The following is a 22768-nucleotide window of genomic DNA, read 5'->3' on the forward strand; positions in this document are numbered from 1 at the left end:
GGGTCCTCTCGAATGAGAAAACCGATCCCTTACCAGCCGCCGTTACCGCCAAATGAGGCCCCTCCGGGCGTCGACGCCGCTGCCGGGGTAACTCCGGTCGGGCTACGCCCTCCCTTCGTCACCCCGGCAGCGGCGCATTCTCATCCTGATTGTCGCGGGATTCCCATCTTGATTGTCGCGCCGCAGTAGCGTGCGACCTCATAGAAGCCGGATTGAACGAGCCGCTGCCACGCCCGAGCAACGGGCGAGATTCAAGGCCGATGACCTTCGACGGTCGCCAGGCTCAAATGCACGCACAACTTACGCGATATGGCACGGACGTTGCAAAACGGGGAAAGTAGGTTGCCGACTTTACGTGCTGTCAATGGGTTAGGCGTTGCGGAAAAGTCACTCGTGACAACCCTGGCGCGAGAGGCCCGGTAACAGCCTTCAACGAGTGCGACGGAGTTCCAGAAAGGTGCCCCGGCATCGTCCCTTGGAAGTGTCGAGATGCTGTTGGTTGCTATCATTGTTGATCCGACTGCACCGGTCGAAGCACCGCCTGCCAATGGCAGGAAGGTTGTTGGCACTCCCACTCCAGCAACAACTTCAATGCCGCGCCCAGCGGCTTCGTTCAATCACGTTGTGACTTCAGGGCCGCAGCGAATCCCACTGCGGCCCAGTTTTTGAGCAGGAGCTGCGAGCCGGATGCTCCGGAACGCGGCGAGAAAAACCTAATGAGAACGCTGCGCGATGGCGCTAGGCTGCATGAGGGTTGACGATGGTGTACCCTCTCAGGGAGCGCGGGTGAATTCTAGTTGCGTGCCCGCCTGAGTTGGCGTCGTACGCTTTCCAGATGTCACCGGCGATGTGCTGCTCCAGGACGAAGACGTGCCCACGTCGCGCGGCAACCATTCCCGGTGCTGGCGAGGTGCGGGGAAAGCGCAGCCAATTGGCTGCGAGGTTCAGTTCAGGTACTACGCGACCAAACACTCGTATTGCCGCACCACATCCACAGAACGATTGAGGGCAACCGGCCGGGCGACCGCTGACGATCTCAATCCTTGAGCTTTCTGAGCTGGCCACGGACATCCGTAGGCTAGCAACAGCACTTCGCTGCAGGCGCCGTGCCGGTCCCGTGTATCTCTGCGCCTGCGCCAGCGAAGATGAAAAGTCGCATGGCATAATCACGTTGCATTCAGGTGGAGGAGCGGCGCGCAAAGGGCGTGCTTCCGAAGAAATGGAGGTCGCAAAAGCGAACACTAAAGCTACTACTACTCGACTGAACATGCAGGTCTCCGGGTTGATAGCCCTGCCCCCAGCGCGCAGAAAGCGTCTTGCAATTTGGCGGAATTAGGTTGCAAAACTCAATTAAATAGAATTTTACGGCCATACTAAATCAGGCTCGCAGCGGATCGCCGCCCCATCCTGATCGATTCTGAATATCGCGCGTGTCTCTTCAGCGTAAGGAACGTTTCGGTCCGCCCCGAGTCCTGCTTGTGCGACCGATCCTTTGTTGTTCGTGGATCGACAAATGGAAAAGGCAGTCGCCTACGCAATCTCAGCGGCCCTCGTGGGTGTCGGTGTTTTGATACTGGTCATTGGCCTGTCCTCCAGCTCGCCCGCTTTGTGGGCGGTCGTCGCGCTCGTTCCGATCACGATCGGGATCGTGAGCGCTCTTGGCCCCGCGTAAGGACGGGGAAAACCGCCGATGGGTCAGGTCGTCTGCATTTTCCGAATCGGGCCGGTGTGCACGTTCTCGGCTGGTTTCAGATTCTTGCGGGTACACGCGCGTGAGCCATTTCGTCTCTATGCTTATGCTTGCCCTCGCCCTGACCCTGACCTTGTGCTTCGGGGTGGCGGCCTGGCGCCTGTCGGCCGGCAATGACGCCGAGATCACGGCAACGATTCCGCATGAGGAGTTCGGATGGAGGTGGAGGTCGAACAACTGAATGCCCTTGGGGTCGCCCTTCGGCTACATCCTGGCGAGAGCGTTACGCCGATCACTTCAGCGATTTCGCAACGATGTATGGAGGGGCGTTTCGCCCTCTTTCGTTCAGCCACCGAAAAATGAAGTCTTTCCAGCTGCGCGATGCCACGCTTGTCATCTCGCGGATGGAGAAGAAGGCGTCCGACGTTGTCAATCAGAACCGCTGCGGGAAAATCCCGAACACGCGGCGAGGTCATAGCTTACCATCAGCTATTCTGGCGAACGAAGAATGGCATCAGCTTTTCAAAGATTTCCGTCCGAAAGCGATCAATCTCCCAGGTAAGCGCATCGCTAAACCCTGCGGCACACGCATGGATAGTCGCTCGGTCCGCAGTCACTTTGGTAGCCACGCCATTTACGACCACCCAACCTGTCAGGACCTTTCCGTCCCATTCAACAGCGCGACCACAACCCACCGACATGGCAACTCCAAACACAGATAACGGGTTGGTCTTATTTCGCAGCAGGCAGTTGTCTCACACCCCGCCGCCTAGCTTGTTCGTTCGTACTGCCGCTCATCATCCTCGTCTCTGATAAACTTGTGAGATCAGCGCAAACTGAGGCACGAGCAGGCCACCACAATCAATTCCTTCTTACTCTCTCGATGAATTCCAACGCGGCTGGGGCAACGTCGTCGAACTCGACAAAGCAGCGGCGCAGTGCATCAGCAATCTCCACGGTCACATCACGCGACCATCCCTCTGCCGTGTTGAAGACCACGATCCGCGCAGGATGCTTGTATTGGCCTTCCATTATCTGGCGCATCAACGTCGCTCGACCCGTGTCGTCCTCGGAGGTTTCGCTCCAGGCGCGTCCGAGCCCACCTCCAAAATCCTCGAGCACAAGATAGACGTCACCTGGATCTGCATGGGGCACGATGGACGGAGAACGAGGCATGATCCCAAACCCTGAAATACCATTTTAATTTTCATTTTATATTAAACGCGATTAAATCTGAAATTTCAATTGAATTTATGTTGTCCCTGAGCTTGCGATCGGTTAAGACTACCTATTGATCAACTGTTCGGCTCCCAGTTTGGTGCAGGCGAGTATTGGGGTTGCTCAATGGGGCGCTCCGTCGGTGCCAAATCGGTACGCGGCCATCTGACCGCGCCCGCCGGTTATCTCTGTTGCCCTGCCTCCCACGCGCGTCCTGTTGGCGCATGTCGCTGATGCGCCAAACCCCCGTTTTGCATCGGCTGGCAATTTCGAGTGCAATCTCCTCCCTTTGATTCTGGTCAAATTACTTTACGCCTAAACTATATCCTCGTTCTGGGGATCGCCTAATGAGCGGTATCGACGAATAATTATCCGACGTTGAGTACAGAGAAACAGACCAGGAAATTAAGCAAATTTTGCGTCCGAGCAGGACGTCCCTGCGTGATCAAAGCTGGCCTTGAATTTAGTTTTGGCACGAACTATTCTGTTGCAGGTTCACAAAATTGCGCCTTCAAACCCCACGAGGGCCAGGAGATTTGATTTGGCACTCGCGAAGGAGTCCCCACCGGCTTCCAGCAAGAACGCGGCCGATGCGGAGGCCGCGTACCGGGCTCACACGCGGCTCTGGCTCCGCCTTCTGGCCTGCACGTCCCTGATCGAGGGGGAGTTGCGGCGCCGATTTCGCGAGGAATACGACTTTACGATGCCGCGCTTCGACGTTCTCGCTCAGCTCGATCGGGAGCCGAGCGGATTGGTGCTGGGGGAACTGCCCAAGCGGCTGATGGTATCGGCAGGAAACCTGACGCCGATCGTCGATCGCCTGGTCGAGGATGGCTATATCACCCGCACGCCGTCGAACCTGGACCGGCGCGTACAGATCATATGCATGACGGTCGAAGGCCGAAAGACCTTCAGGCGAATGGCGAAGAGTCATGGCGCCTGGCTTGCCGAATTGCTGGCCGAATTCCCCGAGAACCGCCTCGATGGCCTGGTCGGCGCGCTCGATGACGTCAAGGGCGCCGTGAGGAATGCCCTTCAACATCGCGAACGGACGTGACGATTAGCGCCGAACCCGAAAGCCGGCGGCTTCACGGTCCCAGGTCTCCGTTGTCACGCCGGCCTGTTGCAGCGCACCCTTCCTGATCTTGCCGTTCTCCGTCAGCGGCATCTCGCTCATGATGCGGACATAGCGCGGAATTGCGAAATACGCGATCCGGCCCTCGCAATGCCTGATGATGTCGGCGGGCTGGAGCGACTGCCCCTGCTTCAGCAGGAGCGCGGCCGCAACCTCATCCTCGCCCAATTCAGACGGCAGCGGATAGATGGCGCACGCAGCGACGGCGGGATGCGAGAGGATGAGCTCCTCGACTTCCCAAGAGGACACATTCTCGCCGCGTCGGCGGATCGAATCCTTCATGCGATCGACGAAGCGATAATGTCCGTCCGCATCCCTGACGACGCGATCGCCGGAGTGAAACCAGAGATTCCGCCACGCCTCGACCGTCTTTTCCGGCATGCCGAAATATCCCGTGGCGAATGCAAACGGTTCCTTGTGGCGGAGCACGAGTTCGCCCGCCTGTCCGTCAGGCAGCTCAGAATCGTCTTCATCGACGATCCGGGCCTCAAAGCCGTCGGCCAGATGCCCCATGGTCCCTGGACGGTCGGAGGGGATTGGGCCGGCGAACACGAAATTGGTCTCTGTCGATCCATAGCCATCAACGAGCGGCACGCCGAACCGCTCGAGAAATGGCCGTTGGACCTGCGGCGGGACGCCGCCACCCAAAGCGACGCGAACGCGATGCGCGGTATCCTCCTCCGTCCGAGGCTGTGCCAAGAGCATGGAGGCCATGGCGCCGAGCAAATAGCCGACGCTCGCATTGTGGGCTCGCGCGGCGGCCCAAAAGCCTGATGCGGAGAATTTCGGCTCCAGCACGTAAGTGCATCCATTCAAGACGGCCTGATAGAACGCGTTGAGGGCATTGGTGTGAAACAGGGGCAGGGTCGTGAACAGTATGTCTCCGTCCCGGATGCCGAGTGCCCGCGCAGAGCAAACGCCCCACCAGAACAGCTGCGCTTGCGGACAGCACACGCCCTTTGCCGGCCCCGTGGTGCCTGACGTGTAGAGGATGGCGACAGCATCACCCGGACGCACGGCACCAGCCGCCGCTCCGGGCCCAAGAGCGGGCAACGGCACCGAAGCGATCCTTCGCGTCTCCGCGACGGGGCCGATCGTCCATACCAGCGGCGGCAGGTCGGCGTCCGCACCGACAGCCTCGATCGCAGCCAGAAACCCGGCCTCGGCAACGAGCAGCGCAGGGCGCGAGTTGCGAAAAATATGCGCGAGCTGCAGCCCGCGCAGCGCCGTGTTGATCGGCACCGCGATGGCCCCGAGCCAGGCGCAGCCGAGATAGATCTGAAGAAACTCCGGCCGGTTCGAGCACATCAACGCCACCCGGTCTCCCGGCTTGATGCCGGCCTCGATCAACGTCTGCGCCGATGCCGCCGCGATCGTCGCAGCCTGTGCATAGGTCCAGCGGGTCTGTCCGGCGACCAGCAGGACGCGATCGCCATAGCGCTCCGCCTGCCGCGCGAGGATGGTCGAGAGCACCCGGTCAGAAGGTGGAAACAGTTCGACCACGCGCGCCCAGGCCGGCACCGCCTGCTGCTGTCCGGCTTGCCCGGCGGTCTTGTCCTGCATTCACTGCTCCGTCAAATCCAGTTCGACTAGGCGCCCTAGCCATCAAGGCAGGAGCTTGTACTTCCCGTCCTCGATCTGAACGAGGACGCGCGAGCGATCATCAACGCCGTGCCGATCCGCCGGTGTGAAGTTGTAGACCCCTTGTGTTCCCACGACCTCCTTGGTGGCGAACAACGCCTGGCGCAGCGCACTGCGGAATTCCGGCGAGCCCGGCTTGGCACCGGCTGCCATCGCGCGTTTGGCGGCATCGACAAAGACCACCCAGCCATCGAAGGAGTAGGAGGAGAACGAGTCGGTCGGCATCTCGCCGTTCGCCTTCTCGTAGGCCGTCCGGTAGGCCAAGGAGACCTTCTGAATCGGATTGTTCGCCAGAAGCTGTTCGGCCGCGATCACCGGCCCGGTGGGGCAGATGATGCCATTGGCGGTCTTGCCGGCGAGGCGCAGGAAATCGGCGCTGATCATTCCGTTGTTGCCGTAGAGCGGCCCCTTGTACCCGCGCTCGGACAAGGCAATGGCGGGCAGCGCACCCGGCGTTCCGGTGCCACCGAGCATGATGGCATCGGGACGCGCCGCAAGCGCGCGCAGCACCTGCGCGGTCACCGACGAATCGGATCTGGCGTAGCGCTCGTTGGCGATGACCTTGATGTCCGCCGCCTTGGCGCTCTGAGACAGCGAATCGTACAAGAGATCGCCGAGCGCATCCGAGAATCCGATGAAGGCGACCATCTTCACTCCGTGCGCCTTCATATGGTCGACGATGCCCTGGACCAGGAGCGGCATCGGCTGCGGCGTCTGCACGACCCGGGGTCCGCCCTCGCCGGCCGGAACGGGTGCGATCGGAGACACAGCGATCATTGGCACCTTCATCTCGATCGCGGCGGTCGCCATCGCCAGCGTCTGCGGCGCGCCCGACGTTCCGATCAGGATATCGACCTTCTCCTGCTCGACGAGCTTGCGCGCATTACGCGCCGAAGCAGTGGCATCGGAGGCGTCGTCGAGCTGGATGACGCGCACCTTCTCGCCGCCGATCTCGCCGACATAGGTCTCTCCTGCGGCAATCCCCTTCGCGTTCGGAATGCCGATCGAGGATACCGGCCCACTAAGACCGGTGACGAAGCCAACAAGGATATCGGCTTGCGCGGCCTGAGGCACGGCCAGAATCAGCAGCGCGGAGCCGAGCAGTGATTTCATCGAGATCATGGCACCTGTCTTTCGTGGTTCGCGTCGGTCGGGGCAAGCGCCATGCGCGCGTTTCAGGTCGAGGAGACCAGCGCGATCACGCGCAGCGGGCTGCCGGAACCGTTCTGGATTTTCAGCGGGGAAGCAATGATGACGGCGCCGGTGGCGGGGAGCTGATCCAGGTTGCACAGGCACTGCAGGCCGTAGCGGCCCGCGCCGTGGAGGAAGTGATGCGCGGGGTAAGGCGGCTCGAAATGTCCGGCCTGTCCCGCATCGGTCCCGATGGTCTCGGTGCCAAAGCCGATGATGCCGCGCTCCTCCACCAGCCACTTCATGACGGCCGCGTCTGGACCCGGCGTGTGCGCGCCGTCGTCCCTGAGACTGGAATAGTCGCGCCAGCCCTTCTTGGACCAGTCGGTCCGCAGCAGGACCCACTGGCGCGAAGGAATCCGCCCGTGCCGGGCTTCCCAGGCTTCGACGATCGGCACGGTGAGCAGGAAGTCCGGATCCTGCGCCGCCTGCGCGGAGCAGTCGATGACACAGGCCGGCGCGATCATGTCCTTGGGCGGCATGGTATCGACTGCATTGTTGGCAAGGTCCTTGCCGGTGAACCAGTGAATCGGCGCGTCGAAATGCGTGCCGGTGTGCTCGCCGAAGGTGACGTTATTCCAGTACCAGCCTGGGCCGCGCGCGTCATAGCGCGAGATCTCCTGGATGCGCACCGGGGCCGCCTGGCCGAATTCGGGCGGTAGCACGATTACGGGAAAGTCGGGATTGAGCGTGAAGCTCAGGTCGACGACCCGCACCGCGTCCGAAGCGATCGCACCCGCCAGTTCCAGAAGAGCCTTGCCTTGCAGACCCTTGCCTTGCATTGTCGCACCCTCCAGGTTGATCGAAATGGGCCGCTTAGCGGTCGAGCTCGCGTTCGAGCGCTTTCGGATTGGCCGCAAGGCGCTGCCGGATCTCCTCGGCGACGTCTCCGACATACATCTCTTCGAGTCCGCCTTTGAGCCCGGATACGACCGCCTGCGCGATTGCACGCGGCGCCACCTTCGGCGGTGGCACGGTCTGAAACCACTCGGTGTCGACGGGGCCGGTGAAGGCGTTCATCATCCTGATGCCGCCGGGCCGAAGTTCGGCACGAAGACAGTGCGAGAGCGACAGGCAGGCGGCCTGGGAAGCCGAATAGGCACCGAATGCGGGCCAATTGGCCAGCGCATAGACCGAGAGGATATTGACCCAGGCGACGCTGTTGTTGATGCCGTCTGCTCCGCGCATCCGCATGATGGGACCAAAGGCCTGCGCGAGATTGATGAAGCCGAGATAAGCCTGGTCGACCTCGTCGCGCGCGATGCTCGTGCCCCTGCGATCCAATAGACCGCCCGGCCTCACATAGTCCGTCGTGTTCACGAGGATGTCGACCTTGCCGCCGATGTCAGCGGCGAGGTTTCTGGTCGACTTTTCATCGGCGGCGTCGAGCGATACGAGCTCGATCCCGTCCTGCCCCTGCAAGAGCTTCTCGCCGGCAAACGGCCGCCATGGCTCTGCGATGCCGACGAATACCGTCTTGGCGCCGGCGACCTTGAGCGCCAAGGCAGCCTCCCGGCCGATTGCGCTGCGGCCATTGGTCACGAGCACCCGTCGAAACCTCGGATCGGCGGTCAATTCACGCCACTGCTTGTCGTCTGCCATGTTGGGGGTATCCCCTTCGGGTCGAGCAAAGGCCACCGCCTGGCCGCTTTTGTCGAGCTGGAACGACACGCGGACGGGAGCACCCTCGGCACAGTCGCCGTGGAGATGCGCCACGATGGTCGGGCCGCAATCCATCTTGACGAGCCCGATGCGCCAAGGCGCCCGCTCGCGGAAGTAGACATCGCTCGGCACGTGCGCCGTGGTCTCAGCCAGCAGCAAGCCGCGCGGAGGCGCGTCGACGAAAACGAGCGCGGCCGACAGACAGGACGGGCACGCCTCTCGCGCCGGATAGGTGAAGGCGCCACAGCCTTCGCAGCGCTGAAGCATGAAGCGCCCCTCGGCAGCCGCGCGCGCGAAGCCGTGCGACGTCCTGCTGCGCGCTCGCGGCGGCGACGTCGGCAGGCGCGTCCGTAGCAGCGGATTCTTGCGCCGTGGCGGTTCAATCGGATCGATCATCGCGAAGTCCCGGCAAAGATTGCGGCGCCGGACGCAAGACCGCGATCATAGTTGATCATACCGAAGCCGGAGGCCAGGCAGAGATCTGCATCCCTGACCTGCGTCGGCCCTGCGGTTCCCAGGACCTGCCGCAGCCCTTCGACGAGACCCAGATAGGCGCCGGCTGCACCGGCCTGGCCGACCGAGAGTTGTCCGCCCGACGTGTTGTGCGGAAGGTCGCCGTCGATGGTGAGATCGTGCTGACGCACGAACTCGGCCCCCTCCCCTTTGCCGCAGAAGCCAAGATCCTCGAACTGCATCATCGTGATGACGGGATAGTCGTCATAGGTCTGGACGATATCGAGATCGTCCGGCTTTACGCCCGCCATCGCGTAGAGCTCGCCGATATCGATCGCCCAGCCGCCCCGCACCTGCATCGGATCGTCGGCGAAAGCGTTGTGCCGCTCGATGGTCGACAGCAGTCTTGCGGCCGGCAATCCAAGCGATGCCGCGGTTTCATCCCGCATCACGAGGAAGGCCTCGGCGCCGGCGCAGGGCATGACGCAATCAAATAGATGAATGGGATCGGAAATCGGACGCGCTGCCAGATACTGCTCGATCGACAATGGCGTCTTCATCAGCGCGTGCGGATTGCGCAAGGCATTGGCGCGTTGGGCGACCGCAATCCTGCCAACGTCCGCGCGTGTGACGCCGAAAGTCCGCATGTAGTTGCGCGCAATCAGCGCGAAGCTCGAATTGGCACCGCCCGCACCGTAGGGATAGACCGCATCCTGGTTGAAGCGGGAGAAATTCTCGAGCGTCAAGCGGAAGGAATCGACATGGTTGGTGTCGCCTGCAACGCAGGCGACGATGTCGGCATCGCGCGCCTGCACCGCCCGTGCCGCCTTGCGCAACGCGGCGATCGCGCTGGCGCCACCGAGCGGGATCGTATCCAGCCATCGCACGCAAAGTCCGAAATGCTGCGTCAGTCCGATCCCGCTGTCAGGCCCCAAGGTGAAGCTGGACACGCAGAGACCATCGATGTCGGAAACTTTTATGCCGGCTTGCGCAACGAGCGCGCTCAAGGCGCGACCGATCCACCACTGCGCGCTATCGATGGAGTAGCGCACATAGGGTATCGTGACGGGAGCCGCCATCACGATGCCGTCATAGGGTGTACGCAGCGAAGTCGTCAACGCTCGCCTGCCTTGTCCATCCGCCTCAGATCACCGTCAGCTTCACGTCGATATTGCCGCGAGTCGCGTTTGAATAGGGGCAGCGCTCGTGCGCGCCAGCGACAATGGCTTCCGCGACCGACCTCTCCACGCCGGGCAGACTGACCTTCAGTTCGATGGCCAACGCATACCCGACGGGCACGGGCCCCATCGCCACCTTCGCGGTCACCGAAGGCTCGTCAGCCGGCACGACCTTCCTGGTGCGCGCCACGAGCTTGACCGCACCAAGAAAGCACGCGGCGTAGCCGGCCGCAAAGAGCTGCTCCGGGTTGGTGCCCTCGCCCCCGGGGCCGCCCAGCGATTTCGGCAGCGACAGCGACACCGACAGCAGCCCGTCGGCGCTCGCGGCCTTGCCGTCGCGGCCTCCCGTAGCGGTGACTTCGGTTTCGTACAGGATCTTCTCAGGCGTCATCATCGCGTTTTCTCCAAGGACCAGTGCATGCAGCGCTAGCCGCCGTTGCGCGCGAGCAGCGCGCGGAAATCGTTGCGCGCCACGGCGCTGGCTCGCTTGAAGCTGGGCCCGCGGCTTGGCTCGGTGCCGGTGAGGCGCCTGAGCTGCACCCACATCTCGGCGCTCTTCAGCGCCACCGCCGCGCAGTTGACCACTGGCGCGTGCCCGACCTTCAGGCCGTGCTCCCGCCCGATCAGCAGGCCGGGCAACACACCGGCTGGAATCACGACGTCGGCACCGCGCTCGACGAGTGGCAACGCGCAGGCGACGAAATCCTCGATCATGCGGGCGTGCGCGGCCCGATCGCCCGCGAAGGCACTTACGAAATCCTCGGGTTTGCAACCGAGGCCCGTCACGTGAACGACACGATCGCCGAGGCCGTAACGCTCGGCCTGCTCGTAGTGCCAGACTTCGAAGACGGGATCGAGCGTGACCAGACCGAGCCGCCGGCCGAGCTGCGAGGCGGCAAGCAGCGTCGCCTCGCCCGTCCCGACCACGGGAATATCGAGCGTCGCGCGAAGCTCGTACAGACCCGGATCCTGGAAATGCCCCATGACAAAGGCATCAAAGCCTTGCTCCTCCGCCGCGATGCCGTTGTCGATGGCCTGCACGGCACAGCGCAATTCGGCAAGCCTGCCGAACTCCCGATCCGGCGGCGAGATCCCCTCGACATGGACCGTCGTGCCCTGCGCCGCGATGTTGTTGAGGTATTCCGACAGGAGCGCCATGTAGGGCGCGTTCACACTCGCATCAACGAAGCTTTGCCAGAAGATGCGCATCGTCCTTTTCCTCGAGCGGGTATTGGAGGATCGGCAGCCGGACTGTCGATACGAATATTTCAATCATAAACTAATTGGTCCGTCAAATGTGCGCGGCGCACCCAAGCGAGTGGTCCAGCACCCCGTAGCGGGCATGCCCATTTTGAGGGACAAGAAAGCCAACAAATTGGCTCATACTGCCAGAATTGTATGCACCAGCATTTTTTTGAAGACGGCCATCACATGCTGTTGACGCGCCCGCCGAATATACTTTAGGCTTTAAGTAATACTTCGCCAGCCGACCCTAGCCACCTGACAATGATGTTGCAGGGCACCGTTCTTGAGAGACTTGATCGTGTGGGCAGTCTTTGGAGCTGGACGACCGGCGGCAGTGCCTTCGGTGGCGCTGCGCGCTCCTGCCATCGCATTGTCTGCGCTTTCGCGGTACGGGCGGAATTCGCGCAGCAGCGCAGACCTTCAACGGCAAGCGTCGGCATGATTGCGCCGCGCACCAGACAAACTCTTCTCAGTCGCGCCGATGATCGGCGCTGCAGCAACGTTTTCGATCAGCTCGTTCGGAGTCCGGGCTCAGGCCCGGCAGCTTCCGGTCATTCACACCTAAATCAACGCAGGAGAAGGCAATGCGCAAGACCCTGAGCTTATTGGCACTTGTGGCCGGCGTCGTCGCCGCGCCGGCGGCGCGGGCCGACATCACCATCGGCTTTGTCACCTCGCTGAGCGGCAACGGCTCCTCGATCGGCATCCCTTACGGTCGGGGCATCAACGCAGCCTACGAATACAAGAAGTCAGTCAATGGGGAGACCATCCGCCTGATCCAGCTCGACGACGGATCCGATCCGTCAGCTGCGACGCGTAACGCGCGCAAGCTGGTTGAAGAAGAGAAGGTGGACCTGCTGATCGGCACGGCAACCGCGCCCTCGACGATCGCCATGGCGGCAGTGGCAAGCGAATTGAAGGTGCCGATGATCGCGGTCTCGCCGATCGCCAAGTTGCCGGACTCGCCGGAGCAGTGGGTGGTCTCGGTGCCGCAGCCGGCTTCCCTGCTCGTCAAGATCATCGCCGATCGCATGAAACGCGATAGCATGAAAAATATCGGCTATATCGGCTTCTCGGATGCATGGGGCGACCTCGTCTACAACGGCGCCAAGGCGGCCGAGACGACCGACGGCATCAAGGTCCAGACCAACGAACGCTATGCCCGCACCGACACTTCGGTCACCGCACAGATCCTCAAGGTAATGGCCGCACGGCCGGACGCGGTGCTCGACGGCGGCTCCGGCACGCAAGGCGCGCTTCCCCTGCTCAGCCTTGCCGAGCGGGGGTTCAAGGGTCATACCTACGGCACGGTCGCGCTGGTCAATCCGGATTTCGTGAACGTCGGCGGCAAGGCTGCCGACGGCATTCAGGTGTCCGCGGGTCCGGTAATCGTCGCCGAGCAGCTTCCAGACGAGCACTTTGCCAAGAAGATAGCGCTGGATTTCCGCGCGATCTACCAGAAGACTCACAACATGCCGACTACGGACGGCTTCTCGGCCTACTCCTTCGACGCCTGGCTGATCTTCTCCAAAGCGGCCGAGCGCGCGCTCAAATCCGCAAAACCCGGCACTGTGGAATTCCGCACCGCACTAAGGGACGCGATCCTCAGCACCAAGGAGCTGCCGGGCGTGCATGCCGTCTACAACTTCAAACCAGGTTCTGCGACCGGCGTCGATGAGCGCTCGCTCGTCGTCGTGCGGCTGAGCGGCGGGGCCTGGAAGTACGCGCCGTAAGAGAGGACCACGGGGCGGACAAAGCAGAAGGGGGAATAGCGTCTCAATGACGAGCGATATCGCAGCCATCCTTGCGATCGACGGCATCGCCACCGGCGCGGTCTATGCACTCGTGGCGATCGGAACTGTCCTCATATTCACGGTGACGCGGGTCATCTTCATCCCCTTCGGCGACATCGCGGCGTTCACCGCGCTGACGCTCGCGGCCCTCGATGCGAATCGCTTTCCGGGGACAGGGGCACTGGTTGTCATCCTGGCTTGTCTCGCAGCCCTGATCGAGATCATTTCCCTTGCGCGCTCCGGCGAGCTCCGACTTCTGCCGCGCGCGCTGTCCTTCTATCTCGCGCTTCCGCTCGCCGTGGTCGGCGCAGCCTGGCTCGTCATGCGCATGGATCCTCCCCTGGCGGTCAGACTCGTGCTCGCTCTGATGCTGATCATGCCCATCTCCCCGCTACTGGATCGGATCGTTTTCCGCCCGATCGCCGACGGCACTGTGCTGCTGTTGCTGACGGTGTCGGTGGCGCTGCATTTTGCGTTGGTTGGACTGGGTCTGTTGTTCTTCGGCCCCGAAGGTGTCCGCACCGAGCCGCTGACCTCCTTCTCGACGGAGTTCGCCGGCGTCCTGATTTCGGGCCAGACCTTGCTGATCGTGATCGCAGCGCTCGTCTTCAGCGGCCTGCTCTATCTCTTCTTCGACTTCACGCTGGTCGGCAAATCCCTGCGCGCCACAGCCGTGAACCGGACCGGCTCGCGGCTGATGGGAATACGACCGGAGCGCGCCGGCACGATCGCCTATCTCCTGGGCTCCCTCATGGCCGGCGTATCAGGCATCCTGATCGCGCCGGTCAACACGGTGTTCTACGATTCCGGCTTCCTGATCGGCCTCAAGGCCTTCGTCGGCGCCATCGTCGGCGGCATGACGAGCTATCCGGGAGCCGCGATCGGCGCCGTCGGCGTCGGCATCCTCGAAAGCTTCGCATCCTTCGAGAGCAGCGCATTGAAGGACGTCATCGTGTTCTCGCTGCTGATCCCGATCCTGATCTGGCGGTCCCTCGCATCGCTGCATTCCGAGGAGGAAATCGAGGAATGACGCGCCTTCACGTTCAGATAGCCGCCGCCGCGGCCGTGTTGTGCCTCGCGGTGGCTCCCTTCGTCCTCAGCCCGTTCAGCATCACGCTGATGAACTACATCGGCATCTATTCGCTCGTTGCCATTGGGCTCGCGCTGCTCACCGGCGTCGGCGGCATCGTGTCGTTCGGACAGGCGGCGTTCGTCGGCGTTGCGGCCTATGCGACAGCGTGGGTCTCGGCGCTAAACGGGCATTCGCCCTGGCTTGGCCTGCTGTTCGGCGTGGCTTTGACCTGCGGCGTTGCGACCATTCTCGGCCTTGTCACCCTGCGGCTTCAGGGTCACTTCCTCTCGCTCTCTACCGTGGCCTGGGGTCTGGCGATCGGCTTCCTGTTCGGCAATGTCGAGGGACTCGGCCGGTTCAATGGGATCTCGTCGATTCCGCCGATCAGCCTCGGATCGCTTGCCCTCGTTTCCAGCAAGCAGATCTATTTCCTGATCTGGGGCATCGTTACCGTCGTCCTCTTGCTTGGCTATAATCTGCTGGACTCCCGGCTTGGCCGCGCCATGCGCGCGCTGCGCGGCGGCAATACGCTCGTCGAAAGCCTCGGCATCAACGCCTTCCGGATCAAGCTGGTGACCTTCGTGATCGCGGCCCTCCTGGCCTCGCTCTCCGGATGGCTGTACGCCCACATGAGCCGCTTCATCAGCCCCGGCCCGTTCGATGCAGGCATGGGCATCGAATATCTGATGATGTCGATGGTCGGCGGCGCCGGCAGCCTTCTTGGCGGCGTCGTGGGGGCGGCAGTCGTTACCCTGCTCAAGAACAGCGTGCAGGACTATCTGCCGCTGATCGCCAAGGGCGCGTCCGGACAGCTCGAGATCGTCGCCTTCTCCGCCCTGTTCATCCTGTTCCTGCAATGGGCGCGGCAAGGCATCGTGCCGTTCGTTGCGCGCTCCTTGCCGAAAACAACGCGCGCGCGGCCGCAGCCCGCGCCGCTCCTGCCCCGCCGCGCGCAACCCGCGCCAGGCGAACTCCTCCTGAAGGTCGACGGCGCCGAGCGCCGGTTCGGCGGCCTGGTCGCCGTCAACAATGTCAGCTTCGAGGTACGGTCGGGTGAAATCCTCGCCGTGATCGGCCCGAACGGCGCCGGCAAGAGCACGATGTTCAATTGCCTGACCGGCGCGCTCCGGGTCAACAAGGGCGATATCGTCTTCGCTGGACGCCCGATTACGCGTGAGGCGCAATCCCGCATTGCCAAGGCCGGGATCGCGAGAACCTTCCAGCACGTGAAGCTCAGGCCGCGCATGAGCCTTCTTGAAAACGTGATGCTCGGCACTTATGCCCGGACCCGCGCCGGCCTGTTCGCCGGAGCTTTCCGCATCAACCGGCGCGAGGAGGCCAGCGTCCGTCACGAGGCGCTGATGCAGCTCGAACGCGTCGGGCTCGGCGAGAAGCCGTTCGAGCTCGCCGGCAACCTGCCGCTCGGAAACCAGCGTATTCTGGAGATCGCGCGCGCGCTCGCCGCGGATCCGACCCTGCTGGTGCTCGACGAACCCGCTGCAGGCCTGCGCCGCCAGGAGAAGCTCAGGCTGGCAGAGCTTTTGCGCTCGCTCCGGGCGGATCACTTGACCATCCTGATCGTCGAGCACGACATGGAGTTTGTGATGTCGCTGGTCGACCGCATCGTCGTGCTGGATTTCGGCTCGAAGCTCTGCGAAGGCGCGCCGGCTGCAATCCGCAGCGACGAACGGGTGCAAGAAGCATATCTCGGAGGCGTCGCGTGAGCTCGATGTTCTCCCTGTCGGACGTCACCGTCTGCTACGACAATGTCGATGCGGTTCGCAATGTGTCGCTCTCGGTCGAGGAGGGACAAATCGTCACCGTCATCGGTCCGAACGGTGCCGGCAAGACCACGCTGCTGATGGCCGCAATCGGACTGCTCTCTTCTAAAGGCCGCATGGTCTTTCAGGGCAGCGACATCGGCAAGATGTCGGTCGAAGACCGCGTCGAGCGCAGGCTCTGCCTCGTTCCGGAAAAACGCGAGCTGTTCTCCGATATGTCGGTCGCTGACAACTTGCTCCTCGGCTCCTACAGCCTGCGCGACCGCTCCGGAGTTCAGAAGACGCTCGATGGGGTCTATGACCGGTTCCCCCGGCTGAAGGAGCGGCAGCGCCAGGCCGCCGGCACGCTCTCCGGCGGCGAACGCCAGATGCTCGCGCTCGGGCGCGCGCTGATGGCCAAGCCGAAACTTCTGATGCTGGACGAGCCGAGCCTCGGCCTCGCGCCGCTGATCGTGCGCGAGATCTTTCGCACCATCGCGTCCCTGCGCGATCTCGGCGTGTCGATCCTGCTGGTCGAGCAGAACGCCCGCGCCGCGCTGGAGACGGCGGACTACGGCTACGTTCTCGAGACCGGCGAGATCGTGCAGTCCGGCCCTGCCAAGGACCTCATCCACGATCCCCGTTTGATCACGGCCTATCTCGGCGGCCACTAAAACCGGTTTGGATCAGGCTCGGCGAGCCCCACAACAATAAGAGCGAAACAACCCCATGCACAGTAGCCGGTGACAGCGATATCAGTAGCTTAACGCCCGGTAATTACGGGTTTTACGAAATCAGGTTGATCCGTCGGTCAAACCAGTGGCAGGATGCCATCATCGCAGCGCATGGACGGCCGATGGCTTCCACCGCCAACCCTGGCATCCTAGATTTCCGATATGTACCGCCAAGGGATCAGCAAGCTGAAGCCCGCCCGCGACAATCGAAAACGATGGAGCATCCCCTCACCCGGCGGAACGGCGTCGCTTGCGCCAAGATGACGCCAACGTTCCGATACGGCCCATCGCAACAGACTCCGGCCGGCGTCGCCCAGGTCTCCTTTCGCGGGAGGAACGGACCTGATTTGCCGATCGCGAGTATTACAGTTTGTGACCCGAATGTATGGTCCGGCCGCGCGTTGCAAGAGGTTTCGTCAACCTGGCAGATGCAGTCTTGCATCAATGTATCGGGCCTCTGACTGGAGCGTGCTGTGCTCCGGGCCATCATGGATATCAGCGCGCATTCGAGCTGATTAGCGGACAGGCCTCGAACGGGCCATTCGGGTCACCAGTGTTCGCATGCGCCGGGAAGACTGATCCTCCATCGTCGTCTCATCTCTCGCAGACCTCGGTGGGTAAGGGATATTGGTTACGTCATCGATAGCTCCTCACTTCACTTCGCGCCGTTCCTTTGTTCGTGCCTGGCGGTCATTCCCTCGTCCCGGCCTGCGCGCGCAGACGCGCCGCGCGCAAGGGCCGTCAAGGCCGGCCGTCGTGCTGTCCTCACGTCTTGCTCTACCGCTCCCAGGCTGCGCCTTGACGGCCCCGAGCGCGGCGCCAAGCAGGTCGGGACGCCATCTCATCTGTCTTGACGCATTCGAAGGCGCGCCCCTTGTTGAGAACCGCCCAAGCGATGCAGGCGAGCTTGTCGGCGAGCGCAATCGCCAGCACGTTGTGATGCAAATCGCTTCTTGGCAGCTTCGATCCAAGATTTGAGGCCGTAGCGCTCCCAGCACTTGACCCTGACCAGCACGACCCATGCGGCTTGGACGAACAGCGCGCGTAGGTAGCGATTGCCGCGCCTTGATATCTTGCGGTCGCCGGTCGATATCTGCTTCGGCACCAGTCCAAGCCAGGCGCCGAAGTCGCGGCCTTTCGAGAACACGTCTCCAGTGCCGATCCCGGCCACCATTGCACTGGAGATAAGTGGGCCAATGCCGGGCACCGTCATCAGTCGCTCGCAGGCCTTATCTTGACGGGCCAGCGTTTCGATCTCGCTAGACAGCCCCTCGATACGCGCATCCAGCCGGCGCCAGTCGCCCGCCAGTTCCTCGATGATGCGTAACATGCGAGGCGAGAGCACATCGGTGCGCGTCGCGAGGATACCCGGCAACTCGACCGCAGGGAATGCAGGCCTTGGCGTACGGCGATGCCCCGCTCCAGCAGGAACGCACGGATCTGATTGATGACGCCGATACGCTGACCAACCAATCGATCGCGCACGCGGTGCAGCGCCTGCAGGTCGAGCTGGTCGGCGGTCTTGGTCGCGACGAACTTCATGGTCGGGCGTTGGACAGCCTCAGCGATGGCTTCCGCATCTCGGAAGTCATTCTTCTGTTCCTTCGAGTAGGGGCGCACGTATTTCGCCGGCATCAAGCGAGCGTCGTGGCCAAGCATTTGGAGCTTGCGGCTGAGGTGGTGCGCGCCGACGCAGGCTTCCATACCGATCAAGCACGGCGGCAAATTGGCGAGCCGTGTTTCCACCTGGCTGCGTGACCACTTCTGCCGCAGCACGATGGCACCGCGGTGATCATGACCAACGAGCTGGAACGATCACAGCGGGGCTTCTGCCGCCGAGAACGGTCGTTTCGCTCCGCGGTCCTGCAGTCTTATACCGCCGACATGGGGTCGACGTGTCCGGAGGGAACAGTTTCGTCTGGTTTTACAGGCAGCGTGAACTGAAAGATGGCGCCCCGAGGTTCATTTGCGCCAGCCCACATCCGTCCGCCGTGCGCCTCAATGATCGAATGGCAAATGGCCAGACCCATGCCCATGCCCTTGGATTTTGTGGTGAAGAAGGGATCGAAGAGGCGGTCCATCGTCTTCGGGTCCAGTCCCGGACCAGAATCCCGCACGCTGACGAATACGTCGTTCGAGGTATTTCTGCCGGTGCTGATCAGCAGCTCCCGCACCCCATCGCCCATTCCGCCCATCGCCTCGACTGCGTTGATGATCAGGTTGAGAATCACCTGTTGGACCTGGACCCGATCCGCTTGAATCGGTGGAAAGCCCTCCGCAAGTTGCGTCCGCACCAGGACGCCATTCTTGGCCGCTTCGACACGGGTCAGGGCAATGACCTCAAGTACCGCCGCGTTGATCTCCAACGCTACCCTCTGCTGAGGCGCCTTCTTGACCTGGGCCCGGATCCGCCCGATGACATCGCCGGCTCGCAGACCGTCGCTGACGATACAATCGAACATATGCTGGACCTGCTCCAGATTCGGCGGCTGAGGTGGTGCGCGCCGACGCAGGCTTCCATACCGATCAAGCACGGCGGCAAATTGGCGAGCCGTGTTTCCACCTGGCTGCGTGACCACTTCTGCCGCAGCACGATGGCACCGCGGTGATCATGACCAACGAGCTGGAACGATCACAGCGGGGCTTCTGCCGCCGAGAACGGTCGTTTCGCTCCGCGGTCCTGCAGTCTTATACCGCCGACATGGGGTCGACGTGTCCGGAGGGAACAGTTTCGTCTGGTTTTACAGGCAGCGTGAACTGAAAGATGGCGCCCCGAGGTTCATTTGCGCCAGCCCACATCCGTCCGCCGTGCGCCTCAATGATCGAATGGCAAATGGCCAGACCCATGCCCATGCCCTTGGATTTTGTGGTGAAGAAGGGATCGAAGAGGCGGTCCATCGTCTTCGGGTCCAGTCCCGGACCAGAATCCCGCACGCTGACGAATACGTCGTTCGAGGTATTTCTGCCGGTGCTGATCAGCAGCTCCCGCACCCCATCGCCCATTCCGCCCATCGCCTCGACTGCGTTGATGATCAGGTTGAGAATCACCTGTTGGACCTGGACCCGATCCGCTTGAATCGGTGGAAAGCCCTCCGCAAGTTGCGTCCGCACCAGGACGCCATTCTTGGCCGCTTCGACACGGGTCAGGGCAATGACCTCAAGTACCGCCGCGTTGATCTCCAACGCTACCCTCTGCTGAGGCGCCTTCTTGACCTGGGCCCGGATCCGCCCGATGACATCGCCGGCTCGCAGACCGTCGCTGACGATACAATCGAACATATGCTGGACCTGCTCCAGATTCGGCGGCTGGGCAGCCAGCCAGGACAATCCAGCCTCGGCGTTGGTAACCGTGGCGGTGATCGGCTGGCTGACTTCATGGGCGATCGAGGCCGCGAGCTGCCCCATCGTGGTGACGCGATTGGCGTGTGCGAGCTCCGCCTGCGCGGAGCGCAAGGCCTCTTCGGCTCGCTTGCGTTCGGTGATGTGCCGCCCGACGCCGCGGTAGCCGACGAAGCGCCCCGTCTTATCGAACACCGGCAGCCCCGAAACGGACACATAGCGCTTGCTGCCGTCGCGGGCACGTCTAGCGAGCTCAAAATCACGGAACGACAGATGGGCATCGAGCGTTTCCCGGTGCTTGCGCCAGGCCTCTGCGTCAGGCTCCAGGTAAGGCACTTCCCAGCGCGTCTTACCGATCTCCGAGTCCGCCGCCGGCGCGTCGGCAAGGCTCTCCGCGAATTCCTGGCGGGTAAAGCGATGCTGCGCGTCGGTCTCCCAGTACACGTCGAAGGAGAATTGCACGAGGGTGCGAAAGCGCTCCTCGCTCTGCCGCAACGCCTCTTCCGCCCGCTTGCGCTCGGTCAAATCAAGGATGAAGCCAACGCCTTGATTTGTACCCTCTTCGAACATCGCCCCGCCGATCAGCACGGACACACGGCTTCCGCCTTTACGCAAATACTCCTTCTCGAATGGCGCGAGCGTCCCGATCAGCTCCAGCTCCGCGATGTTACGTGCGTCGAGGTCGCGCCATTCCGGCGGCGTCAGCATCGTACGGTGCAGGCGTCCCGCGGCGAGATCCTCGCGGTCGTAACCCACGATATGCAGAAATGCGTCGTTGGCCTCAAGTATGCGACCTTCGAGGTTCCAGATCATGACCCCTATGATGTTGGAGTCGACGAGGCGTCGAATCTTCCTGTCGCGCTCCAGAAGGTCGCTGTGGAGCTGCACGTTCTCCTCGGTCGCCTTTCGCCGCCGCTTCGCCTCGAGCCGCGCGAGCGCCATCGCGGTCCCCACCAGGACGGCGCCGATGACGCCGGCTGCGAGGGTAAGACGCGTCCTGCGTCGTTCGAGTTCCCCGGCGCGCTTCTCCCAACCTACGAGCTGAAAACGCTCAACGTCCTGCAACAGGTCGATTTGCAGTCGGATATCGTCCATGCCTCGGATCATTGCCTGGGCCGCCTGCCCGGAGACGCGAGCCGCCGTTTTGACGAGGTCGTCGATCTCACGCAGCTTTTCTGAAATGATCAGAGCCAGATGTCCGGCGCGAAAACTCTGTAACGGATCGCTTGCGACCAGAGCCTGGAGCGCCTCAGTCTCCCGTCGAACGCTTTCGTCCGAGACGCCGTAGGCCTTGAGATAAGCCGGGTCGAGGGTGAGCAGATACCCGTGCCTTTCGGCCTCCAGATCGACGATGATCGTCCGAAGCCGATCAAGCGTGTCAATGACCTGGCCGCCGTGCTCGAGCGAGAGATTGACCGCCTCGCGGTCACGCCAGTTTTGGAGACCGAGAAATCCGGTCACCGCGGACAACGTCAGAAGCGCTGCAATCACGGGGATCAACGGTCGCGCAAACCATCGCGAAAAATGGCTCCGAGCAAAAGCTGACATCGGCCTCGTGTCTTCGGTGACCGCCCGGCTGTCGCATGATAGAACAGTGGGCAGCGTATGCGTGCGATGATAGCACATGCGCGTTGGCACGGGAGCCGGAACTCAACATTCCCGGCCGTGCATCCCGACTTCGCAATGGCGCGAACTGACGGAACGGATATGGCTCAGCTTCGCATCCTGTGAATGCCATAGTTATGGGAGCACTATCATGGATGGAAACGCATCAAGCGGTCGCGCGCCCGTCAGCCGGCGCAGCTTCGTCAAGGGATTGGGCGCTGCGGGAGCAGTCTTGCCGGCCTTCACCATGTTACCGCGCACGAGCTTGGCCGGGGATGACCAGGCCTATGCCAGTGCCGCAATCGACTGGAAGCAGTTTGCGGGGCAGACGATCACGCTCGCAGGTGCGATCCATCCCTGGTCCAATGCGATCACGCCGCTCTTGCCGGATTTCACCAAGCTCACCGGCATCAACGTCGTGACCGACTTTGCACTGGAAACCACATACCTGAGCGCGATCCCGATCAGGCTCGCACGCGGCAGCAATACACCTGACGTTTGCATGTTCGCCACTTACGGCCAGGGCATCTCCGGAGGATGGCTCGAGCCGCTGAACGCTTATTATTCCAAGAAGTCGCTGACCGATCTTCCTTGGTATGACGAGAGCGATCTTCTCAAGACCGCCCGGACCTTCTCGCTGTGGCCGGACGGCGAGAGATACGGCTTTACAATCACGTCCGAGGCGATGACCCTGTTCCTCAACCGCGAAATGTTGGCAGCCAAGGACTTGCCGGCTCCCCAGACTTTCGACGAACTGCTCGCGACCGCCAGGGCAGTCAAGACCGATGCTATATCGGGAATCGCGATGCGAGCCCAGGCGGGCGGCAATTCCAGCCCGGCGGCCATGGGTTTCGTGTTCTCTTACGGTGGCGCCATGATCAAGGACAATATGGCCGCTTTCGCGAGCCCGGAGGCGATCGCGGCCATCGACATGTACGGGCGGCTGCTCCGCGAGGCCGGGCCTATCGGCGTCGGCAGCTATGAATGGTACCAGGTGCTGGACGACTTCCTGCAGGGCAGGACAGCAATGGCAATCGACAGCAGCAACTTGC

Annotated in this window: 18 protein-coding genes and 4 pseudogenes; 9 read left to right on the top strand and 13 right to left on the bottom strand. The window is 62.4% G+C overall.

Annotated features, from left to right (window positions below):
• The first annotated feature begins 1513 nt into the window (after nucleotides 1–1513).
• Nucleotides 1514–1672, top strand: a complete 159-nt coding sequence (locus IVA82_RS22815) for a hypothetical protein (protein ID WP_247382628.1) — start codon at nucleotides 1514–1516, stop codon at nucleotides 1670–1672.
• A gap of 377 nt (nucleotides 1673–2049) precedes the next feature.
• Nucleotides 2050–2412, top strand: a complete 363-nt coding sequence (locus tag IVA82_RS22820; RefSeq protein WP_247382629.1) for a hypothetical protein — start codon at nucleotides 2050–2052, stop codon at nucleotides 2410–2412.
• 139 nt (nucleotides 2413–2551) lie between these two features.
• Here the strand turns inward: IVA82_RS22820 and IVA82_RS22825 are convergent, their stop codons facing one another.
• Nucleotides 2552–2866: a hypothetical protein gene (locus tag IVA82_RS22825; RefSeq protein ID WP_148745686.1), complete on the bottom strand. Its 315-nt coding sequence runs from the start codon at nucleotides 2864–2866 to the stop codon at nucleotides 2552–2554.
• A gap of 583 nt (nucleotides 2867–3449) precedes the next feature.
• Here IVA82_RS22825 and IVA82_RS22830 point away from each other — a divergent pair.
• Complete coding sequence (locus tag IVA82_RS22830) at nucleotides 3450–3965, top strand: MarR family transcriptional regulator (protein ID WP_247382630.1); 516 nt, start codon at nucleotides 3450–3452, stop codon at nucleotides 3963–3965.
• 3 nt (nucleotides 3966–3968) lie between these two features.
• Here IVA82_RS22830 and IVA82_RS22835 read toward each other — a convergent pair whose 3' ends face one another.
• The 7 genes from IVA82_RS22835 to IVA82_RS22865 are packed head-to-tail and all read right to left on the bottom strand — an operon-like array spanning nucleotide 3969 to nucleotide 11377.
• Nucleotides 3969–5606, bottom strand: a complete 1638-nt coding sequence (locus tag IVA82_RS22835) for an ATP-dependent acyl-CoA ligase (protein ID WP_247382631.1) — start codon at nucleotides 5604–5606, stop codon at nucleotides 3969–3971.
• 42 nt (nucleotides 5607–5648) lie between these two features.
• Entirely contained in the window at nucleotides 5649–6806 is a 1158-nt protein-coding gene (locus IVA82_RS22840; protein ID WP_247382632.1) for an ABC transporter substrate-binding protein, read from the bottom strand.
• Nucleotides 6807–6859: 53 nt separating this feature from the next.
• Nucleotides 6860–7642: a cyclase family protein gene (locus IVA82_RS22845; protein ID WP_247382641.1), complete on the bottom strand. Its 783-nt coding sequence runs from the start codon at nucleotides 7640–7642 to the stop codon at nucleotides 6860–6862.
• Nucleotides 7643–7691: 49 nt separating this feature from the next.
• Entirely contained in the window at nucleotides 7692–8933 is a 1242-nt protein-coding gene (locus IVA82_RS22850; protein ID WP_247382633.1) for an SDR family NAD(P)-dependent oxidoreductase, read from the bottom strand.
• Nucleotides 8930–10108 (bottom strand): thiolase family protein, encoded by a 1179-nt coding sequence (locus IVA82_RS22855; protein ID WP_247382634.1) that lies wholly within the window; start codon nucleotides 10106–10108, stop codon nucleotides 8930–8932. The genes IVA82_RS22850 and IVA82_RS22855 overlap by 4 nt, the downstream gene beginning before the upstream one ends.
• Before the next feature lie 25 nt (nucleotides 10109–10133).
• Nucleotides 10134–10562 (bottom strand): organic hydroperoxide resistance protein, encoded by a 429-nt coding sequence (locus IVA82_RS22860; RefSeq protein WP_148745679.1) that lies wholly within the window; start codon nucleotides 10560–10562, stop codon nucleotides 10134–10136.
• 32 nt (nucleotides 10563–10594) lie between these two features.
• Nucleotides 10595–11377 carry an aspartate/glutamate racemase family protein gene (locus IVA82_RS22865; protein WP_247382635.1) on the bottom strand — a complete coding sequence of 261 codons (783 nt, stop codon included), beginning with the start codon at nucleotides 11375–11377 and terminating at the stop codon, nucleotides 10595–10597.
• Between the two features lie 620 nt (nucleotides 11378–11997).
• On the opposite strand from IVA82_RS22865, the gene IVA82_RS22870 reads away from it, so the two are divergent.
• From IVA82_RS22870 to IVA82_RS22885, 4 genes are read left to right on the top strand one after another with little or no spacing between them, the layout of a single operon-like run.
• Nucleotides 11998–13146 carry an ABC transporter substrate-binding protein gene (locus tag IVA82_RS22870; protein WP_247382636.1) on the top strand — a complete coding sequence of 383 codons (1149 nt, stop codon included), beginning with the start codon at nucleotides 11998–12000 and terminating at the stop codon, nucleotides 13144–13146.
• Between the two features lie 46 nt (nucleotides 13147–13192).
• A complete protein-coding gene (locus IVA82_RS22875) occupies nucleotides 13193–14236 on the top strand; it encodes a branched-chain amino acid ABC transporter permease (protein WP_247382637.1) in 1044 nt (347 codons plus the stop codon).
• A complete protein-coding gene (locus IVA82_RS22880; RefSeq protein WP_247382638.1) occupies nucleotides 14233–16002 on the top strand; it encodes a branched-chain amino acid ABC transporter ATP-binding protein/permease in 1770 nt (589 codons plus the stop codon). The genes IVA82_RS22875 and IVA82_RS22880 overlap by 4 nt, the downstream gene beginning before the upstream one ends.
• Nucleotides 15999–16712: an ABC transporter ATP-binding protein gene (locus tag IVA82_RS22885; protein WP_247382639.1), complete on the top strand. Its 714-nt coding sequence runs from the start codon at nucleotides 15999–16001 to the stop codon at nucleotides 16710–16712. The genes IVA82_RS22880 and IVA82_RS22885 overlap by 4 nt, the downstream gene beginning before the upstream one ends.
• A gap of 837 nt (nucleotides 16713–17549) precedes the next feature.
• On the opposite strand, the pseudogene IVA82_RS22890 reads toward IVA82_RS22885, so the two are convergent.
• From IVA82_RS22890 to IVA82_RS22905, 4 genes and pseudogenes are all read right to left on the bottom strand, one after another.
• Nucleotides 17550–18551: pseudogene (locus IVA82_RS22890) on the bottom strand (IS110 family transposase).
• A gap of 92 nt (nucleotides 18552–18643) precedes the next feature.
• The gene (locus IVA82_RS22895; protein WP_346658685.1) at nucleotides 18644–19234 is read right to left on the bottom strand and encodes an ATP-binding protein; all 591 of its coding nucleotides are present in this window, start codon (nucleotides 19232–19234) and stop codon (nucleotides 18644–18646) included.
• Between the two features lie 17 nt (nucleotides 19235–19251).
• Nucleotides 19252–19368 (bottom strand): annotated as a pseudogene (locus tag IVA82_RS22900) (IS110 family transposase); the annotation flags it as partial.
• 92 nt (nucleotides 19369–19460) lie between these two features.
• Nucleotides 19461–21011: pseudogene (locus tag IVA82_RS22905) on the bottom strand (PAS domain S-box protein); the annotation flags it as partial.
• On the opposite strand from IVA82_RS22905, the gene IVA82_RS22910 reads away from it, so the two are divergent.
• Nucleotides 20988–21290, top strand: a complete 303-nt coding sequence (locus IVA82_RS22910) for a hypothetical protein (RefSeq protein ID WP_247382643.1) — start codon at nucleotides 20988–20990, stop codon at nucleotides 21288–21290. The pseudogene IVA82_RS22905 and the gene IVA82_RS22910 overlap by 24 nt on opposite strands.
• Here the strand turns inward: IVA82_RS22910 and IVA82_RS22915 are convergent.
• Nucleotides 21210–21737: pseudogene (locus IVA82_RS22915) on the bottom strand (CHASE3 domain-containing protein); the annotation flags it as partial. The gene IVA82_RS22910 and the pseudogene IVA82_RS22915 overlap by 81 nt on opposite strands.
• Before the next feature lie 130 nt (nucleotides 21738–21867).
• Here IVA82_RS22915 and IVA82_RS22920 point away from each other — a divergent pair.
• On the top strand, nucleotides 21868–22768 hold a 901-nt coding region (locus tag IVA82_RS22920; protein WP_247493565.1), incomplete at its 3' end, for an extracellular solute-binding protein.

Origin of the sequence: Bradyrhizobium sp. 142, from assembly GCF_023074015.1 — a bacterium.
In the GTDB taxonomy this organism is placed as follows: domain Bacteria; phylum Pseudomonadota; class Alphaproteobacteria; order Rhizobiales; family Xanthobacteraceae; genus Bradyrhizobium.

Excerpts from the sequence above, each read along its gene's own strand:
- IVA82_RS22815 (WP_247382628.1), top strand. The coding sequence starts at position 1,514 with ATGGAAAAGGCAGTCGCCTACGCAATCTCAGCGGCCCTCGTGGGTGTC.
- IVA82_RS22820 (WP_247382629.1), top strand. The coding sequence starts at position 2,050 with ATGAAGTCTTTCCAGCTGCGCGATGCCACGCTTGTCATCTCGCGGATG.
- IVA82_RS22825 (WP_148745686.1), bottom strand. The coding sequence starts at position 2,866 with ATGCCTCGTTCTCCGTCCATCGTGCCCCATGCAGATCCAGGTGACGTC.
- IVA82_RS22835 (WP_247382631.1), bottom strand. The coding sequence starts at position 5,606 with ATGCAGGACAAGACCGCCGGGCAAGCCGGACAGCAGCAGGCGGTGCCG.
- IVA82_RS22840 (WP_247382632.1), bottom strand. The coding sequence starts at position 6,806 with ATGATCTCGATGAAATCACTGCTCGGCTCCGCGCTGCTGATTCTGGCC.
- IVA82_RS22850 (WP_247382633.1), bottom strand. The coding sequence starts at position 8,933 with ATGATCGATCCGATTGAACCGCCACGGCGCAAGAATCCGCTGCTACGG.
- IVA82_RS22860 (WP_148745679.1), bottom strand. The coding sequence starts at position 10,562 with ATGATGACGCCTGAGAAGATCCTGTACGAAACCGAAGTCACCGCTACG.
- IVA82_RS22865 (WP_247382635.1), bottom strand. The coding sequence starts at position 11,377 with ATGCGCATCTTCTGGCAAAGCTTCGTTGATGCGAGTGTGAACGCGCCC.
- IVA82_RS22870 (WP_247382636.1), top strand. The coding sequence starts at position 11,998 with ATGCGCAAGACCCTGAGCTTATTGGCACTTGTGGCCGGCGTCGTCGCC.
- IVA82_RS22875 (WP_247382637.1), top strand. The coding sequence starts at position 13,193 with ATGACGAGCGATATCGCAGCCATCCTTGCGATCGACGGCATCGCCACC.
- IVA82_RS22880 (WP_247382638.1), top strand. The coding sequence starts at position 14,233 with ATGACGCGCCTTCACGTTCAGATAGCCGCCGCCGCGGCCGTGTTGTGC.
- IVA82_RS22895 (WP_346658685.1), bottom strand. The coding sequence starts at position 19,234 with ATGTTCGATTGTATCGTCAGCGACGGTCTGCGAGCCGGCGATGTCATC.